Origin of the sequence: Actinoplanes sp. M2I2, assembly GCF_023544445.1 — a bacterium.
In the GTDB taxonomy this organism is placed as follows: Bacteria; Actinomycetota; Actinomycetes; order Mycobacteriales; family Micromonosporaceae; genus Actinoplanes.
In genome coordinates, this window is record NZ_JALPVJ010000001.1 from 429,227 (window position 1) to 446,339 (window position 17,113).

General features: G+C 73.6%; 16 protein-coding genes. 10 read left to right on the plus strand and 6 right to left on the minus strand.

Annotated features, from left to right (window positions below; all coding sequences use genetic code 11):
* Window positions 1-334: 334 nt before the first annotated feature.
* The gene (rpsD, locus tag HJC40_RS02075; RefSeq protein ID WP_249997876.1) at window positions 335-943 is read right to left on the minus strand and encodes a 30S ribosomal protein S4; all 609 of its coding nucleotides are present in this window, start codon (window positions 941-943) and stop codon (window positions 335-337) included.
* Window positions 944-1,050: 107 nt separating this feature from the next.
* Here rpsD and HJC40_RS02080 point away from each other — a divergent pair, with 107 nt between their 5' ends.
* Window positions 1,051-1,776: a DUF2470 domain-containing protein gene (locus HJC40_RS02080; RefSeq protein WP_249997877.1), complete on the plus strand. Its 726-nt coding sequence runs from the start codon at window positions 1,051-1,053 to the stop codon at window positions 1,774-1,776.
* Window positions 1,777-1,870: 94 nt separating this feature from the next.
* On the opposite strand, the gene HJC40_RS02085 is transcribed toward HJC40_RS02080, so the two are convergent.
* The 4 genes from HJC40_RS02085 to HJC40_RS02100 form a co-directional block, all read right to left on the minus strand.
* Window positions 1,871-2,482: a TetR family transcriptional regulator gene (locus HJC40_RS02085; RefSeq protein ID WP_249997878.1), complete on the minus strand. Its 612-nt coding sequence runs from the start codon at window positions 2,480-2,482 to the stop codon at window positions 1,871-1,873.
* 20 nt (window positions 2,483-2,502) lie between these two features.
* On the minus strand, window positions 2,503-3,240 hold the full coding sequence (locus tag HJC40_RS02090; protein WP_249997879.1) for an ABC transporter permease: 738 nt from the start codon (window positions 3,238-3,240) through the stop codon (window positions 2,503-2,505).
* Entirely contained in the window at window positions 3,237-3,959 is a 723-nt protein-coding gene (locus tag HJC40_RS02095) for an ABC transporter ATP-binding protein (RefSeq protein WP_249998213.1), read from the minus strand. Before HJC40_RS02095 ends, HJC40_RS02090 begins: the two co-directional genes overlap by 4 nt.
* Window positions 3,960-4,064: 105 nt before the next feature.
* Window positions 4,065-6,926, minus strand: a complete 2,862-nt coding sequence (locus HJC40_RS02100; RefSeq protein ID WP_249997880.1) for a hypothetical protein — start codon at window positions 6,924-6,926, stop codon at window positions 4,065-4,067.
* Between the two features lie 141 nt (window positions 6,927-7,067).
* Here HJC40_RS02100 and hisI point away from each other — a divergent pair, with 141 nt between their 5' ends.
* Genes hisI through HJC40_RS02115 form a run of 3 tightly spaced genes read left to right on the plus strand, consistent with a single transcriptional unit; the run spans window position 7,068 to window position 9,690 of the window.
* Window positions 7,068-7,613, plus strand: a complete 546-nt coding sequence (gene hisI, locus HJC40_RS02105) for a phosphoribosyl-AMP cyclohydrolase (RefSeq protein ID WP_374271047.1) — start codon at window positions 7,068-7,070, stop codon at window positions 7,611-7,613.
* Window positions 7,610-9,142 (plus strand): anthranilate synthase component I, encoded by a 1,533-nt coding sequence (locus tag HJC40_RS02110; protein ID WP_249997882.1) that lies wholly within the window; start codon window positions 7,610-7,612, stop codon window positions 9,140-9,142. Before hisI ends, HJC40_RS02110 begins: the two co-directional genes overlap by 4 nt.
* Window positions 9,139-9,690: a Trp biosynthesis-associated membrane protein gene (locus tag HJC40_RS02115; protein WP_249997883.1), complete on the plus strand. Its 552-nt coding sequence runs from the start codon at window positions 9,139-9,141 to the stop codon at window positions 9,688-9,690. Before HJC40_RS02110 ends, HJC40_RS02115 begins: the two co-directional genes overlap by 4 nt.
* A 108-nt stretch (window positions 9,691-9,798) precedes the next feature.
* Here HJC40_RS02115 and HJC40_RS02120 read toward each other — a convergent pair whose 3' ends face one another.
* Window positions 9,799-10,077 (minus strand): hypothetical protein, encoded by a 279-nt coding sequence (locus HJC40_RS02120; RefSeq protein WP_249997884.1) that lies wholly within the window; start codon window positions 10,075-10,077, stop codon window positions 9,799-9,801.
* Between the two features lie 369 nt (window positions 10,078-10,446).
* Between HJC40_RS02120 and trpC the strand changes: the two genes are divergently transcribed.
* The 6 genes from trpC (at window position 10,447) to HJC40_RS02150 (ending at window position 17,102) form a co-directional block, all read left to right on the plus strand.
* Window positions 10,447-11,250 (plus strand): indole-3-glycerol phosphate synthase TrpC, encoded by an 804-nt coding sequence (gene trpC / locus HJC40_RS02125; protein WP_249998214.1) that lies wholly within the window; start codon window positions 10,447-10,449, stop codon window positions 11,248-11,250.
* A complete protein-coding gene (trpB, locus tag HJC40_RS02130; RefSeq protein ID WP_249997885.1) occupies window positions 11,247-12,488 on the plus strand; it encodes a tryptophan synthase subunit beta in 1,242 nt (413 codons plus the stop codon). Before trpC ends, trpB begins: the two co-directional genes overlap by 4 nt.
* Window positions 12,485-13,288: a tryptophan synthase subunit alpha gene (gene trpA, locus HJC40_RS02135; RefSeq protein WP_249997886.1), complete on the plus strand. Its 804-nt coding sequence runs from the start codon at window positions 12,485-12,487 to the stop codon at window positions 13,286-13,288. The genes trpB and trpA overlap by 4 nt, the downstream gene beginning before the upstream one ends.
* A gap of 30 nt (window positions 13,289-13,318) precedes the next feature.
* Window positions 13,319-14,500: a prolipoprotein diacylglyceryl transferase gene (lgt, locus tag HJC40_RS02140; protein ID WP_249997887.1), complete on the plus strand. Its 1,182-nt coding sequence runs from the start codon at window positions 13,319-13,321 to the stop codon at window positions 14,498-14,500.
* A gap of 5 nt (window positions 14,501-14,505) precedes the next feature.
* The gene (locus HJC40_RS02145; RefSeq protein ID WP_249997888.1) at window positions 14,506-15,675 is read left to right on the plus strand and encodes an NAD(P)/FAD-dependent oxidoreductase; all 1,170 of its coding nucleotides are present in this window, start codon (window positions 14,506-14,508) and stop codon (window positions 15,673-15,675) included.
* A gap of 236 nt (window positions 15,676-15,911) precedes the next feature.
* Window positions 15,912-17,102 (plus strand): hypothetical protein, encoded by a 1,191-nt coding sequence (locus tag HJC40_RS02150; RefSeq protein WP_249997889.1) that lies wholly within the window; start codon window positions 15,912-15,914, stop codon window positions 17,100-17,102.
* Window positions 17,103-17,113 lie beyond the last annotated feature (11 nt).

Genomic DNA, 17,113 nt, shown 5'->3' on the forward strand with positions numbered 1-17,113 from the left:
TTCGGCGCAGCCGACACGGCAAATTCCCAGCCGGCGGGAGCACACCGTTCTTCGGCGCAGCCGACACGGCAAATTTCCTGCGCCCCTGAACTGTCCAGCTACCCGCGATTGCCTCGCCAATGAGGAGGGAGCCGTTTTCCCGACGCCGCGCTCTTTGCGGCGGCGGGAAAACGGCTCCCTCCTCATTGGCCTAAAAGAGGCAATCGCCCGCGCAGCGAAGCGGAGCCATAAACACAGCAGACCGAAAGTCCAGAGCCCAACCAAAACCAGAGCTCACCCCAACCAGAGCTCACCCCAAACCAGACCTCACCCCAACCCAGACCTCACCTCACACCTACCGAGCGTAAAACTCCACCACGAGCTGCTCATCACACTGCACCCGGATCTCCGACCGCTGGGGAAGCCGAATCACGGTAGTACGAAGATCCTCAAGCACAGTAGAGAGATAAGGCGCAGTAGGCCCATCAAGGTGAGCACCAGAAGCCGCGATCTGGAACGGCGGCTTCTGCCGGCTGCTCTCGCGCACCTCGACGACCTGACCCGGCTTGAGCCGGTAGGCCGGCCGGTCCACCTTCTTGCCGTCGACCGTGAAGTGCCCGTGCACGACCAGCTGGCGGGCCTGGTAGATGGTGCGGGCCAGGCCGGCCCGCACCACGGTGGCGTCGAGCCGGCGCTCGAGCAGGGTGACCATCGTCTCGCCGGTCTTGCCCTCGGCCCGGTGGGCGTCGTCGTACGCCTTGCGCATCTGGGATTCGCTGATGTTGTACTGGTGCCGCAGCCGCTGCTTCTCGAGCAGCCGGACCTGGTAGTCCGAGGCCTTGCGGCGGGACCGCCCGTGCACGCCCGGCGGGAAGGGCCGCTTCTCGAAGTACTTCACGCACTTCGGCGTCAGCGGGATGCCGAGCGCCCGGGAGAGCTTGGCCTTGGGTCGGGAGTTGTTCATGAAGTCTCCGAGTCACTTGCGCTTGAGGCCGGTGTTCCGAACATCAGCTGTTACGGTTAGCCTCACCTTACTAAGGCAAGCCTAACGTGTGCCCGGAGGTTCTGACCATGCAGCCCACCCACGCCGAGATCGCGCGTACGCTCGCCGCCGGCCACCTCCCCGGCGTCGCGCACGTCGCGTGCCGTCCGGGGCCCCTGCCCGTGCGGCACGTCACCGATGCCAACGGCCGGGTGCTCCTGCTCTCGCCGCGCGACGGCGCCCTCGCGGGCGCCCTCCGTCCCCAGGAAGGCACCGACGACACCGCGATGGTGCTCGACATCTCCGACGTGCCGCCGATGGCCGGCTCGCCCGCTCTCGGCCGCGTGTGGATGTCGGGCTGGGCCAGCCTGCTAGAGGGCGACGAGGCGCGCGCCGCGACGCTCGACTACGCCGAGATCGACGCCTCGGGCGACCTGCTCGACGTCGGCGAGGGCCACGTCCTGCACCGGGTGGACATCGCCGAGGTGCGGTACGAGCGCAACGAGAACCTGCACGACGTCGACATCGACGAGTTCGCCGAGGCCACGCCCGACCCGCTCTGCCGCATCGAGTTCGACCTGATCGCCGACCTGCTCGACCACCACGAGGCCGAGATGAGCGCCTACGTGCGCCGCCAGCTCGGCCGGACGTTCCAGCCGGTCGCCGAGCCCAAGGTCGTGCGCATGGACCGCTACGGCTTCCTGGTGCGCCTCGACGACAAGCTGGCCCGGCTGGCCTTCCCGCGCCCGGTGACCGACCGTCACGACCTGGCCCACCTGCTGCACCCGGTGCTCTGCCACCGCTGCACCGGCTGAGAGGCTGCACCGGCTGAGAGGCTGCACCGGCTGAGAGGCTGCACCGGCTGAGAGGCTGCACCGGCTGAGAGGCTGCACCGGCTGGGGGCGCGGCTCAGGACGGCGGGAAGACCTCGGGCATCGGGTCGGTGAGGAACCGCTGGATGTTCGGGCCGACCGCGGCCGCGATGGTGTCGGGATGGGCGCCGGCCAGGGGCTCGATCCGCAGCACATAGCGGGTGACCAGGGTCCCGGCGATCTGCGTGGCGACCAGCGCCGACCGCATCGGGGCCTCGTCCGGGTCGGCGATGATCTCGCCGACCGCGCGGCGCAGGATCTGGGTGACCACGAACTCGCGCAGCAGCCGGGCCGTCCACTCATTGCTCAGCGCCGAGCGGAAGACGGCCAGCGCCGCCGTGCCCGCGGGCGAGTCCCACACGCTGATAGCGAGCCGGATCAGCCGTTCCCCGGCCTGGTCACGGGGGCCTTCGAGCGCCTGGGGGATCAGCTCGCCCGGGTTGATCGGCGCGTTCAGCACGGCCAGGAAGAGCTTCTCCTTGGTGCCGAAATAGTGATGCACCAGGGCCGGGTCGACGCCGGCGTCCCCCGCGATGGCCCGGATCGACGCCTTGTCGTACCCCTTCTCGGCGAAGCTCGCCCGCGCGGCCTCCAGGATGGACGCGCGCGTGTCCTGGTTGCCGGGACGCCGCCCACTGCGCCTGACCAATCAAGCTCCCTCGACAGTTCTCACGGGGCCCGCCGGCGCAGGGTCGCCGCGGCCAGCGTCAGCGCGACGACGGCGGCGCCGGCCACCACGACCAGGTCGCGTCCCATCGTGGCGGTCAGGCCGGCCGAGCTGCCCACCTGGGTGAGCGCCTCGACGGCGTAGGTCAGCGGCAGCACGTCGCTGATCGCCCCGAGCCAGCCGGCCATCTGCTCGCGCGGCACGAACAGCCCGCACAGCAGGATCTGCGGCACCACGACCACCGGCAGGAACTGTACGGCCTGGAATTCCGTACGGGCGAAGGCGCTGCAGAACAGGCCGAGCGCCACGCCGAGGACGGCATTGAGGACGGCGATCAGCACGACCAGCCCGGCGCTCCCGGTGGTCCGCAGACCCAGCAGCCAGTACGCCGCGCCGGTGGCGACCGCCCCCTGCAGCGTGGCCGCCAGGCCGAACGCCAAGCCATAGCCGAACAGCAGATCCAGCCGGCCGAGCGGGGTGGTCAGCAGCCGTTCGAGCGTGCCGGTGGTGCGCTCACGCAGCATCGCGATGCTGGTCACCAGAAACATGATCACGAACGGGAAGATGCCGAGCATGGTCAGCGCGATCCGGTCGAAGGTCGCGCCCGGCCCGTCGTACATGAAGAACAGCAACCCGAGCAGGAGAGCCGGGACGACCAGCAGCAACGCCACCGTGCGCCGGTCGTGCCGCAACTGCCGCAGGATGCGGCCCGCGGTCGCGAAGGTGATCCGGAGGCTCATGCCGCGACCTCCGGCCGCTCCTGGATCAACCTCAGGAACGCCTCTTCCAGGTCGTCGGTGCCGGCCCTGGCCCGGATGGCGGCCGGGGCGCCGTCGCCGATCAGCAGGCCCTCGCGGATCAGCAGCAGGCGGTCGCAGCGGCCGGCCTCGTCCATGACGTGGCTCGAGACGAGCAGGGTCGTGCCGCCCGCGGCCAGTTCGTGGAAACGGGACCACAGGTCGGCGCGCAACACCGGGTCCTGCCCCACGGTGGGCTCGTCGAGCACGAGCAGTCCGGGATCGCCGATCAGCGCGCAGGCCAGCGAGGCCCGGCTGCGCTGGCCGCCCGAGAGGTTGCCGACGAGCTGACCGGCCGCGGCGGCGAGACCGACGTCGGCGATCGCGCGGTCGGCCACGGGGGCGCCGAGGCCGTGCAGCGCGGCGAAGTAGCGCGCGTTCTCCCGTACGGAAAGGTCGGCGTAGACGCTCGGCGCCTGGGTCACGTAGCCGACCTCGCGCCGCAGGGGCGCACTGCCGGCCGGGCGTCCCAGCACCGTGACCGTGCCCGAGCGGACGACCTGCACACCGACGACCGCCCTGATCAGGGTGGTCTTGCCGCTGCCGCTGGGGCCGAGCAGCCCGGTGACGCGGCCCGCCGCGACGTCACAGGAGATGCCGTGCAGCACGCGCCGGCGGCCGCGCTCGACGACAAGGTCCCGGACCTCGATCGCGTTCTCCATCGTGACCCCCACAGAATTCATCAGGCGTTGAACTCAACGGTAGATGAATTCCGAGATCGAAAAAGACCCCGGCCCGTGTACGGGGACCGGGGTCTTCTTCTCGGCTCAGAGCGTCATGATGCGATCCAGGAACTCGCGGTAGCCCCGCATCGCCATCCGCATGCTCTCGGTGTCGGGCGTGCCCGTGCCACGGAGCGGGTCGAGCTCGTCCCGCTCGGCCAGCAGGGCCTCGGTGAGCTCGTTGACCGCGTCGGTGAGCAGGTCGTGCGCCCGGGTCAGGGCGGTCACCGGGTCGTCGACGAACTCGGCCTTCACCTCGTGCCAGGCCGCCCGGAAGTGACGCACGGCGTCCTCGTCCCAGAACGCGATCTGCCCGGCCGGGACATCCCCCGGGCGCAGCGGCGCCTCGTCGCCGATCTCGTCCGTGGCGGCGCGGCGGCCGCGACGGGCCGGTTCGGCGTCCTCCAGGCTGGCCGAGCGGCGCGGCGACGGCGCGCGGGTGTCCGACTCGTCCGGCTCCGGCTCCGGTTCCGGCCGCGGCGCCGCCGGCGCGTCGCCGAAGCTGATGCTCACCTGCTGCTTCTCATCGCGCTGCTTCTCGTCACGGCCCGGGTCGGCCCGGGGCGGCTGCGGCTTGGCCACGGGCACCGGGATGCTGACCGCCGCGCGCGGCGCCGGGACACCCGACACCGGACCGGCGGACGGGTCGGGCAGGCCGGGCGTGTAGGACGGGGGCTGGCCGAAGCTCGTGCCGAAGACCGGCCCGCCGGACACGGGCGCGGCCGAGACCGGGGCGCTCGAGGCGGGCGGCGCGGAGACCGGCGGCGACGAGGTCGGCCCGACGATCGGGTGGGTCGAGGTGGGCACCGAAGCCCAGCCCGAAGCCGCCCGGCGCGGGTCGTCTTCCGGGGCGCCGCGGCGGCCGGTGAAGTCATCGGCGCTGCCGCTGGTGCCGGGGAAGCCGCCGCTGCTGTCGTTGCCGGGGAAACTGCCGCTGTCGCTGCCGGGGAAGCCGCTGCTGTCGTTGCCGGAGAAGGCGAGGCCGCTCTCGGCGGCGGGGAAGACGCGGCGGCCGGTCGGCGCGTCCGGACCCGGGTCGGCGCGGTGGCCGGTGGCGTCGTTGCCGCCCAGGGCGCCGCGGTTGCCGGTGGCGTCGTCGTCGCCCTGAGCGGTCCGGCGGGTGGTGGGGTCGTCGCTGCCCGGAGCCGTTCGGCGGGTGGTGGGGTCGTCGCTGCCCGGAGCCGTTCGGCGACCGGTGGGGTCGTCGCTGCCCGGAGCGGTTCGGCGACCGGTGGGGTCGTCGTTGTCCGCAGCGGTCCGGTGGCTGCTCAGGTCGTCGGTCGCGAAACCGGGAAAGGGCGGGCGGCCGGTGGCGCCGTCGGCGCCGGGGAAGCTGCGGCCCGCGTCGGCGGCGGGGAAGGCACGGCGGCCGGGCTCGTCGTCGCCGAGGCCCGGGAAGGCGCGGCGCCCGGCCTCGCCGGAGCCGGTGAAGGACCGCCGGCCGGTGGCCTCGTCGCTCTCCGGGCTCGGGGCGGCGCGGCGGCCGGGCACGTCGCCCGAGCCGGAGACCGGCGCGGCCGATCCGGCGCCGGAGGTCGGGACACCGGGGAAACCGGCCCGTCCGTTCATGTCATCACGCCCGTTCTCGTCTCGCGTCTCCGCGTGCTCGGGGTCCTCCCCGTGGCCGGCGGCGCCCGGAACGGCCGGCCGGTCCGCTCCCGCGGCCCGCCCGTTGACCTCGCCCGGCGCGTGCCCGTTGAGGCCCGGCCGCGGCTCGGCCGGATCGCGCCCGCCGAACAGGAACCGGCTGTTACGCCCGCCCAGTCCGAAGCCCCCGAAGTCCCGTTCCCAGGGATTACCTCGACCGGACTCTACGGCCGGGCGCCCATCGGCGCTCTCGCCCGCGGCGCGGGAGTGATCAGGATCGCGGTCCGGCTGCTCCCGGCCGTCGGTGGCGGCGGGCGGACCGCTGACCTGCCGGGGAGGGCCGCTCGCGGGTGCGGGACCCGCGTTCACCGGCTGCGGCGACCCGCCGGCCGGTCCGGGTGGGCCGCTGACGGGCGCGGGTGGGCCGCTGACCGGCGAGGGCGCGTTCGTGGCGTCCCGGCCGCCGTCCGTCTCGGCCGCTCCGCGGGTCGCGAAGCCGGCGCCCGGTCCGCTCCGCCCGGCCGGCTCGCCGTCGCGGGCGGTGGCGTCGGGCGGTGAGTTGTCGTCGGCCGGATCGCCGAACCCGAACGGGTCTCCGGCGCCGGCCCGGCGGCCGGCCCCGAGCGGAAAGTTCTCGCCGGTCGGGCCGTCGAGCCCGAATCCGCCGGCCCGCGAACCGGTGCCGCCGAGCGGGCCGTCACCCCGGGGCGGCGTGTCGCCACCGAACGGGTCGTTGCTGCCCCCCGAGCCGCCGCCGAGCGGGCCGTTGCTGCCCGTGGGGCCGCCGCCGAGGGGGCCGTTGCTGCCTGTCGGGCCGCCGCCGAGGGGGCCGTTGCTGCCTGTCGGGCCGCCGCCGAGGGGGCCGTTGCTGCCTGTCGGGCCGCCGCCGAGCGGGCCGTTACTAGCGGTGGGGCCGCCGCCGAGGGAGCCGTTGCCGCCGGTGGGCTGGGAGCCGCCGGTGGGCTCGGGGCCGCCGGACGGTGCGCCGGGCCGGCCGTACGAAGCCGAGGGCCCGGAACCGTAGGTGGTCGACGTGCCGTTGGGACCGTAGGTGCCGGCGGCGAAGGGCAGCCGCGGACCACCCGCGACGGGCTCACCGGCGGGCGGCTGCGGGCTGGGCGGCCCGCTGACCGAAGCGCCGAGGCCTTCCGACGTTCGACGCGAGCCGAGGGCGACCATCTCGGTTTCACCCGAAAGGGAGCCGGCCGCGGCCGAGGGATCGGACGCAGCCGCCTCGCTGTCGGCGTCGCGGTGGGCCGGCCAGAATCGGGCCAGCCCGCGCGTCGCCCGAGCATTGTCGGGGTTGGACGTCGGCTCCATCGGTTTGAGACTCCCGTCGCTGCGGCTCCGCCACCCGCTCACGTGAGCTGCGGTTACCCTCTCGGGAGGCGGTCATCAGCACCCCTGGCTGGGTGCAACGCACGACGACGGTACCGAACCGGCGGTTCGGAGGCACTACCCGTGCCCGGATCGTGGCCCCGCCCGAGCCCGCCGGCGCCGCTTCCCGGCCCTGGACCGCCGGGCCACCGTCACCCGTGTCGGGCGGGCTCGGGGTACTCCCGGCGATGGGGGAGAATCGGTCACGTGGCAGTCAAGACCGAACTGGATCCGGCGATCGCGGCCCGGCTCAAGCGCACCCCCGACGGGCTCGTCGCGGCGATCGTGCGGGAGCAGGGCACTGGCGACGTGCTCATGCTGGCCTGGATGGACGACGAGGCGCTGCACCGCACGTTGACCACCGGGCGCGCGACCTACTGGTCGCGCAGCCGCGAGGAGTACTGGGTGAAGGGCGCGACCTCGGGCCATCACCAGTACGTGCGTGGTGTCGCCCTCGACTGCGACGGCGACGCGCTGCTGGTCACGGTCGAGCAGATCGGCGCGGCCTGCCACACCGGCGAGCACACCTGCTTCTTCAACGACCTCCCGGTCACGACCGGCGACCTCCCGGTCACGACCGGCGACCTCCCGGTGACGGCCGGCGGCTCCCCGGTGGAGACGCGGTCATGACGAGCGGGGTCGTCTTCCCGGACGAGGCCGGCTTCCTGCGGGAGACCCGCCGCGTCGTGCCGGTGACGCGGCGGCTGCTCGCCGACGGGGAGACGCCGGTCGGGGTCTACACGAAACTCGCCGGCGGTCCCGGCACCTTTTTGCTGGAGTCGGCCGAGCAGGGCGCCGGCCCGTCCGGGGCGGCCTGGTCGCGATACTCGTTCGTCGGTGTGCGCAGCGCGGCGACGCTGGTCGAGCGGGACGGCGAGGCGCACTGGCTCGGCGCCCCGCCCGCGGGCGTACCCCTGAACGGTGACCCGGTGACCGCCCTGCGCGAGACCGTGGCCGCTCTCGCCGACGGCCCGGCCGCCGACGGTCTGCCTCCGCTGACCGGCGGCATGGTCGGCTATCTGAGCTACGACCTGGTCCGCCGGTTCGAGCGTCTGCCCGGTCAGGCGAGCGACGACCTCGCGCTGCCTGAGCTCGGCATGATGCTCGCCACCGACCTGGTCGTGCTCGACCACTACGACGGCTCGGCCGTCCTGGTGGCCAACGCGGTGCTGGCGGCCGACGCCGACGACCAGGCCAAGCGGGCGGCCTATCACAATGCCGTCGGCCGGCTCGACGCGATGACCACGGCACTGTCCCGGCCGACCCCACCGATGATCTCCACCGTGGAACGCCGGCCGGCCGCCGAGCCGGTGAGCCGGACCGCGCCGGGGGAGTATCAGAAGGCCGTCGAGGAGGCCAAGGAGGCGATCCGGGCCGGCGAGTGCTTCCAGATCGTCGTGGCCCAGCGCTTCGAGCGGCCCACCGACGCCAACCCGCTCGACGTCTACCGGGTGCTGCGGGCCACCAACCCGAGCCCTTACATGTATCTCCTGCGGTTCGACGACTTCGACATCGTCGGCTCGTCGCCCGAGGCGCACCTCAAGGTCAGCGCGGACGAGGGCGGCACCCGGCGCGCGCTGCTGCACCCGATCGCCGGCACCCGCTGGCGCGGCGCGACCCCGGAGCAGGACAACGCGCTGGCCGCCGAGCTGCTGGCCGACCCCAAGGAACGCTCCGAGCACGTCATGCTGGTCGACCTGGGCCGCAACGATCTGGGGCGGGTGTGCCGGGCCGGCTCGGTCGAGGTGCCGGAGTTCGCCCGCATCGAGCGGTACAGCCACGTCATGCACATCGTCTCGACGGTCACCGGCGAGTTGCGCGACGACCGGTCGGCGTTCGACGCGCTGGCCGCGACGTTCCCGGCCGGCACGCTGTCCGGGGCGCCCAAGGTCCGCGCCATGGAGATCATCGAGGGGCTCGAGCCGACCCGCCGCGGCCTGTACGGCGGCACGGTGGGCTACTTCAGTTTCGCCGGCGACATGGACATGGCGATCGCCATCCGCACCGCCCTGATCAAGGACGGCGTGGCCTACGTGGGCGCCGGGGCGGGCATCGTGGCCGATTCCGACCCGGCCGCCGAGGAGCAGGAGACCCGCAACAAGGCGGCGGCGGTGCTGGCCGCGATCGCCTCGGCCGAGACCCTGCGCGCGGCTCGATGAGCCGCCGCTCCTATCTGCTGTCGCTGCTGGCCTGCCTGGCCGGCGCGGGCCTGGCCGCGTACGGCGCCACCCGCACCTGGTCGGTGCTGGAGACGCCGCGTCCGGGCCTGTCCGAGCTGCGCACGGTGCGCACCGGCGCCGACGTCGCGCCCTGGGTCATCGGCCTGGCCCTGGTCGGGCTGGCCGGCACGGGCGCGCTGCTGGCCACGCACGGCTGGGTCCGGCGCGGCCTGGGCGGGCTGCTCACCGTGGCCGGTCTGGGCGTGACGGCCGGCGCGATCGCCGGCCGCGTGGGTCTCGATCCGGGTTCGGCCGGCGCGGGCGCCACGGTGTGGCCGGTGGCCTGCGCCGTCGGCGGCGTGGTCATCGCGCTGGGCGGCCTCACCGCGGCCCGTCTGGGTCATCGCTGGCCACGCATGTCGGCCCGGTACGACCGGAGCCCGGCCCCGGAAAGCGCGGCGCCCGCGCCCGCCGGTCTCAACACCAAGCCGGTCGACAACCGCGCGGCGTGGGACTCCCTGGACCGCGGCGACGACCCCACCGCCTGACGGTCAGCGTCCGACCGGCCGGGATCGGCCGAGCGGCCGGTGCCGACTCAACGAGCGCCGACTCAGCGAGCGTCGATTAAGCGGGTGCCGTTTCAGCAGGTGCCGGGTTCAGCGGGCGTCGACGAGGCGTCGGTCGGCGCGCTGCCGGTCGGCGCGGCGGCGGGCGACCAGGGCGGCGACCTCGCGGGTCAGCTCGGCACGGGCCTCGTGCCGGGCACGGTCCTCGAGGGTCGCGGCCCAGGCGTTGTCGCGGGCCGTGCGCACCTTGTCGTCGCCGACCACGCGCCGCTGCACCCCGGTGACGAGGTCGGCGGCCGCGGAGACGAGGGCGCGGGAGATGGTGACGAAACCGGCGGGCTCGGCCGGAGCAGTCCGGATGACGGCCACGGGAAACTCCACATCGATCGCTCGGAACTGGCTGGCGTGCGGGACGCCGGGATCAGTTTGCCTGGGACTCATCCTGACCGGACCGTATTTCCGGTGCGTGACGTGTCGGTCAACGCGCCGTGGGATCCACCGATCAGATGAGGTGTCCCTGCACAAGGCGCCGGAGAGAAGGGACCGCTGTGACGGAAGAGACAGAACGCGCCGGAGCAGGGCGCATTATGCCCCAGGCCACCTGGTGTGGCGGGTCGTACCCCGGGCGGCCTCCCGTGACCGCGACCTCCTAGCATCGGGCGGAGGACACCCGGAGAGGGGAGTCATTTCGTGACATCCGATCAGCAGGCGGAAGCGGGTTCTGGCGGACCGCAGAACGTGCTGGAGGAGATCCTCGCCGGAGTGCGCGAGGACGTGGCGGCCCGGCAGGAGCAGGTGCCGTTGGAGCAGGTTCGGGAGGCGGCCGCCGCGGCCCCACCGGCCATCGACGCCTATGCGGCGTTGCGTAAGCCCGGCGTGGCGGTGATCGCTGAGGTGAAGCGGTCGTCGCCGTCCAAGGGCGCGCTGGCCGACATTCCCGATCCGGCCGAGCTCGCCGGCGAGTACGCGGCCGGCGGCGCCCGGTGCATCAGCGTGCTCACCGAGGGCCGGTGGTTCGGCGGGTCGCTCGACGATCTCAAGGCCGTCCGCGCCTCGGTGCGGATCCCCGTGCTCCGCAAGGATTTCGTGGTCTCCAGCTATCAGGTACACGAGGCCCGCGCCCACGGCGCCGACCTGGTGCTGCTCATCGTCGCGGCGCTCGAGCAGAACGTGCTCGTCGGCCTGCTCGAGCGCATCGAGTCGCTCGGCATGACCGCGCTGGTCGAGGTGCACAACGAGGAGGAGGCAGACCGTGCCCTGGAGGCGAACGCCAAGGTCATCGGGGTCAATGCCCGTGACCTGCGCACGCTCGAGGTCGACCGGTCGGTCTTCGAGCGCATCGCGCCCGGCCTGCCCAACAACGTCGTGAAGATCGCCGAGTCGGGGGTGCGCGGGCCGCACGACCTGATCCGGTACGCGTCGGCCGGCGCCGACGCCGTGCTGGTGGGCGAGGGTCTGGTCACCCAGAAGTCGCCCCGCGACGCGGTGGCCGAGCTGGTCAACGCCGGCAACCACCCCGCGACACCGCGGCCGGTCCGATGAGCGCCCCGGCCCTGCCCGACCTGTCCGGGCATTTCGGGCGATACGGCGGGCGGTTCGTGCCCGAGGCGCTGGTCCGCGCGCTCGATGAGCTCGACGCCGCGTACCGGTCGGCCAAGACCGATCCGGCTTTCCAGGCCCGGTTCCAGGATCTGCTGGTCAACTACGCCGGCACGCCGTCGCTGCTCTACCGGGCCGAGCGGCTCTCCGAGAAGCTGGGCGCCGAGATCCTGCTCAAGCGGGAGGACCTCAACCACACGGGCGCCCACAAGGTCCGCAACGTGCTGGGGCAGGCCCTGCTGGCCAAGCGGATGGGCAAGCCCCGGGTGATCGCCGAGACCGGCGCCGGCCAGCACGGAGTGGCCAGCGCGACCGCGGCGGCCCTGCTCGACCTCGAGTGCGTGGTCTACATGGGGGAGACCGACACCGAGCGGCAGGCCCTCAACGTGGCCCGCATGCGCATGCTCGGCGCCACGGTCGTACCGGTCACCAACGGCTCCCGCACCCTCAAGGACGCCCTCAACGAGGCGCTGCGCGACTGGGTGGCCAGCGTCGACACCACGCACTACCTGCTGGGCACCGCGGCCGGCCCGCACCCGTTCCCCGAGATCGTGCGCGATTTCGTGGGCGGCATCGGCGTCGAGGCGCGCGAGCAGTGCCTGACCCAGCTCGGCCGGCTGCCCGACGCGGTCGCAGCCTGCGTGGGCGGCGGGTCCAACGCGATCGGCATCTTCCACGCGTTCGTCCCCGACGAGGCCGTGCAGCTGTACGGCTTCGAGGCGGGCGGCGACGGGGTGGAGACCGGCCGGCACGCGGCCTCGATCACCGGCGGCTCGGCCGGCGTGCTGCACGGCGCCCGCACGTACGTGCTGCAGGACGAGGACGGCCAGACGGTGGAGTCGCACTCGATCTCGGCCGGTCTGGACTACCCGGGCGTCGGGCCCGAGCACGCCTGGCTGCACGACACCGGCCGGGCCACGTACGAGCCGGTGACCGACGACGAGGCCATGGCCGCGTTCCAGCTGTTGTGCCGCACCGAGGGCATCATCCCGGCCATCGAGAGCGCGCACGCCCTGGCCGGGGTCGCCCGCATCGCGCCGGTGCTGCGGGCCGAGCTGGGCCGCACGCCGACGATCGTGGTCAACCTGTCCGGCCGCGGCGACAAGGACGTGCACACCGCGGGCGCCTACTTCGGCATCCTCGACCAGGTCGAGACGCTGGTCCCGGGGGAGAACTCGTGAGCATCGCGGAGGTCTTCCACAAGGCCCGGGCCGAGGACCGCGCGGTGCTGGTGGGCTGCATGCCGGCCGGCTTCCCGACCGTCGACGACAGCATCGCCTCGATGATCGCGATGCACGAGGCCGGTTGCGACGTCATCGAGGTCGAGCTGCCCTACTCCGACCCGGTCATGGACGGCCCGGTCATCCAGCGGGCCAGCGACATCGCGCTGAGCCGGGGCGTGCGCACCCGCGACACGCTGCGGATCATCGAGGCGGTCGCGAGCGCGGGCGTCCCGGTCGTGCTGATGACCTACTGGAACCCCGTCGAGAAGTACGGGGTCGCCGCGTTCGCCCGCGACCTGGCGGCGTCCGGCGCCACCGGCATGATCACGCCCGACCTGATCCCGGACGAGGCGGCCGAGTGGATCGCCGCCGCCGACGAGCACCGGCTGGACCGTACGTTCCTGGTCTCGCCCTCCTCGACGGACGACCGTCTTGCGATGACGGTCGCGCAGTGCCGCGGTTTCGTCTACGCCACCGCGCTGATGGGCGTCACCGGCGCCCGGACGTCGGTGTCGTCGCAGGCGCCCGACCTGGTCGACCGGATCCGGCACACCAACCCGGACATGCCCGTGGGCGTCGGGCTCGGCGTGGGCACCGGGGCGCAGGCGGCCGAGGTGGCCGGCTTCGCCGACGGGGTGATCGTCGGCAGCGCCCTGATCCGCTGCGTGCTCGAGGCTCCCGACCCGGCCACCGGGCTGTCCCGGCTCCGTGCCCTGAGCGCGGAGTTGGCCGAGGGTGTGCGCAACCCGGCGAAGTAGACGCGAACGAACCCGGTAGCGTATGCATCCGTGAACCTCGCCGCGATACCGAGTCCGACAACCTCCGTCTGGCACGTGGTCGGCCTGCCCGTGCGGGCGTATGCGATCTGCATCGTGCTGGGCATCGTCGCCTCCTGCCTGATCATGGAGTATCGGCTGCGCAGCCGGGGGGTGGCCCGCTGGGCCTCGCTCGACATCGCGGTGTGGGCGGTGCCGTTCGGCATCGTCGGCGCCCGGCTCTACCACCTGGCGACGTCCCCGCAGGACTACTTCGGCGCCGGTGGTGACCCGGTCCGGGCCCTCTACATCTGGGAGGGTGGCCTCGGCATCTGGGGCGCGGTGCTCGGCGGCGCGGTGGGCGCCTGGCTCGGCGCCCGTCAGCTCGGCCTGCCGCTGGGCGTGGTCGCCGACTCGCTGGCCCCCGGGCTTGCGGTCGGGCAGGCGGTCGGCCGGGTCGGCAACTGGTTCAACAACGAGCTCTACGGCAAGGTCACCACGCTGCCGTGGGGTCTCGAGGTCCACGACATGGACAGGTCGAACCCCGGGCACGCGACCCGCATCGACGGTCAGGCCGTGACGCTGCCCGATCTCTACCATCCGACGTTCCTCTACGAGCTGCTGTGGAACCTGGGCGTCGCCCTGCTGGTGTGGCTGGCCGACCGGAAGTACAAGTTCGGCCGGGGCCGCGCGTTCGCGCTCTACGTGATGGCGTACACGGTGGGCCGGGCCTGGATCGAGATGCTGCGCGTCGACGAGGCCAACCGCCTGTTCGGTGTCCGGCTCAACGTCTTCACGTCGATCGTCGTCTTCCTCGGCGCGCTCATCTACTTCCTGGTCGTCAAGGGTCCGCGGGCCTATGTGGTGCCCGACGACGCGCCCGAGACCGAGTCGGCGCCGTCCGCGACCGGCGACGTGTCCCAGGTCGACGTCACCGCCGCCGCCGAGCCGTCGGGCAGCGCCATCCCCAAGGGCTACCAGGTGGTCAGCGAGGCGAGGTTCCAGGCCTACCGGCGTACGGGGATCCTGCCGCCCGACACCCCGGCCGACATGGCCGAGGAGATCGCCGCCGGCGGCCACCCGGTCGAGCGGGACCCGGCCGGCCCGGCCGGGGCGGGCGAGGCCCTGCTGGCCACCGGCAAGGCCGCCGGTTCGGGCCGCGACAAGCCTGCCGGCGGTGACGCCGACCCGGAGTCCCGCGTCGACGAACGCTGACCCGGGTGCGCACCGCCGTCGTGGTCGGCGCCGGGCTGGCCGGGCTGACCACGGCCGGCGCCCTGGCCCGCTCGGGTTGGCACGTCGTGCTGCTGGAGAGCGCCGAGCGCGTGGCCGCACCGCCCACGGCGCTGGTGCTGTGGCCCAACGGCCGGCGGGCGCTGGAGTCCCTCGACCCCGACGGCGGCTGGTCGATGATCGCCTCCCCGCTGGCCGACGGCGGGGTGCGCCGCCCCGACGGTCAGTGGCTGGTCGCCCCGCGCGCGGCCGGCGCCGGCTCCGCCGTCCACCTCGAAGACCTGTACGACGCGCTGGTGGCCGGCCTGGGCGACCGGGTCGAGGTCCGCACCGGTTTCCGGGTCACGACCATCCTTACGGGTCCGGGCCTGCGCCCGGTCGTCGGTGACGGCCGCACCGAGATCGAGGCCGACCTGGTGGTGGCGGCCGACGGCATCGACAGCACGATCCGCCGGATCCTCGCGCCCGGGTCCGTCGCGGTCGGCTCGGGCTTCGCCGCATGGCAGGCCGTCGTCCCCGGCTATCGGCTGCCGTCCCGCTCCGGCGGCCCGGCCGCCGGCGGCGAGACGCTGGGCGTCGGCTACCGGTTCGTGTCGGTCCCGCTGGGCGACCGGGCGGCCGGCCACGGCGGCGTCTACTGGATCGCCACCGCGGCCGGCGCGCCCCGCCCCGAGTCCCCGGCCACCCAGCTGGAGCTGCTGCGGCGCTGGTTCGCCGGCTGGCATCCGCCCGTGGGGGAGCTGCTGGCCGCGACCCACGCCGGCGACCTCGTGCCGCGGGAGGTGCGCGAGCTACGTCCGCTGCCGCGGGCGTACGCCTTCCCCTCCGGCCCGGGCGGCGTGGTGCTGCTCGGCGACGCTGCCCACGCCATGCCGCACCACCTGGGCCAGGGCGCCTGCCTGGCGTTCGAGGACGCGGCGACCCTGCGCTCGCTGGCCGGCGAGGCCACCCCGGGCGCCGGGCTGACCGCCGCGCTGGAGGCCTACAGCCGCGTACGGCAGCCACGCGCGGCCACCGTGGTCCGTCAGACGCAGCGTATGTCGGCGGTGGTGCGGGCCCGCGGCCGCCTCGCGCTGCGAGCCCGGGACGCGGCTCTCGGACATCTGCGCCCGCGCCTGCTCAGCGGACCCTTCGCGGAGTGGTCACCACCGGCTTGACGGGCCCGCCACTCGGCCCTCAGTCCGACACGATCCGACCCCCGGCCTCCAGCCCGCCCCGGCCCGGTCCGAGCCTGCTCCGGCCTGGCCCCGACCGATGCGAGCCGGTGGCCGACATCGTCGGCGGGGTCGTCCTCGGCACCGAATAGGACATTGGTAGCGACGAATCTCGTAGTCGTTATCAAATCTTTATCGACGAGAGCGTTGGGGCCTGATCCCAGCGCTATGCTCCGCCCGTGCTCGGTTATCTGGCGGCTGTGCTCGCCCTCTCACCCGCGACCACCGGCGCGCCGGTGGCTATGGCGCCCAGCGAGCCGGCGCCCACCAACGTGACGCTCGCCTGGACCTCGGACGCCCGCACCGAGGCGGTCATCACCTGGGACGAGGCCGGCGACGCGCGCACCCGGCTGGAACTGATCGGCGGCGGCGGGATCTCCATGCAGCCGAAGTTCGTGGAGGCGGGCCGGCCCAACCGGACTCCGATGTGGGGTGGCCTGTTCGGCGCGAACTTTCGCGTGCGGGTGACCGTCGTCGACGCGGACGGCAACGCCCTGAGCGAGCCGGCCGACTCGCCGGAGTTCGACACCGACCAGGACCCCGCCGCGGTGGTCACCTCGGTGGTGCCCCGGGCCGACGGCACCATCCTGATGACCTGGAAACCCGGCGAGTACACGGACCCGAACCCCGGCGACCCGCTCGACACCCCGGTGGTGCCCGTCCGGTACATCCCGGTCGCATCCCAGCCCGTCTACACCGATTACGACCACCTGGCCGAGCCGACCACGGCGACGTCGTTCGTGATCCCCAAGCGGCCCACCCCGCTCGCCGTCGGCCTCCGCACGGCGCCGAACGGCTGGTTCGGCTACACCGGCGTGTCCGTGCCGGTCGACGGCGGCCGGCTGACCGTGAAGGCCAGGACGGGCGCCAAGCTCACGGTGACCGGCAAGGCGATCAAGCTCACCCGGGCCTGCGACCTCTCCGCGTGCGAGGCGTTCGTCTGGGACAACCCGGATCGCCGGCTCACCCTGCAGAGACGCGCCGGCGCCACCTGGACGACGGTGGCGACCACTGTGTCCCGCGCGGACGGCACGTACACCTTCACGACGGCCCGGGCCGGCGCGGGGGCTTACCGGGTCCTCGCGCCGCCGACCGCGCGGGTGACCGGGCAGGCGGCTCAGGGGATCGTGATCTCCGACGTCGTGACCGTCGCCGCCGGTGGCGGGCCGACGGCATCCCCGACGCCTTCGGCATCCCCCGCACCTACGGCCGCCCCGGCTCCCGGGACCGGCTCGGACGGTGGCAGCGGCGGGGGCGGCAGTCTGCCGATCACCGGCACCCCGGTGATGTGGGTCGCGCTGGCCGGCGGTCTGCTCGTCCTGCTGGGTGTCGTGTTCGCCACCCTCGGCCGGGCCCGCCGGCGCTCCTGAGCCACCGCGCG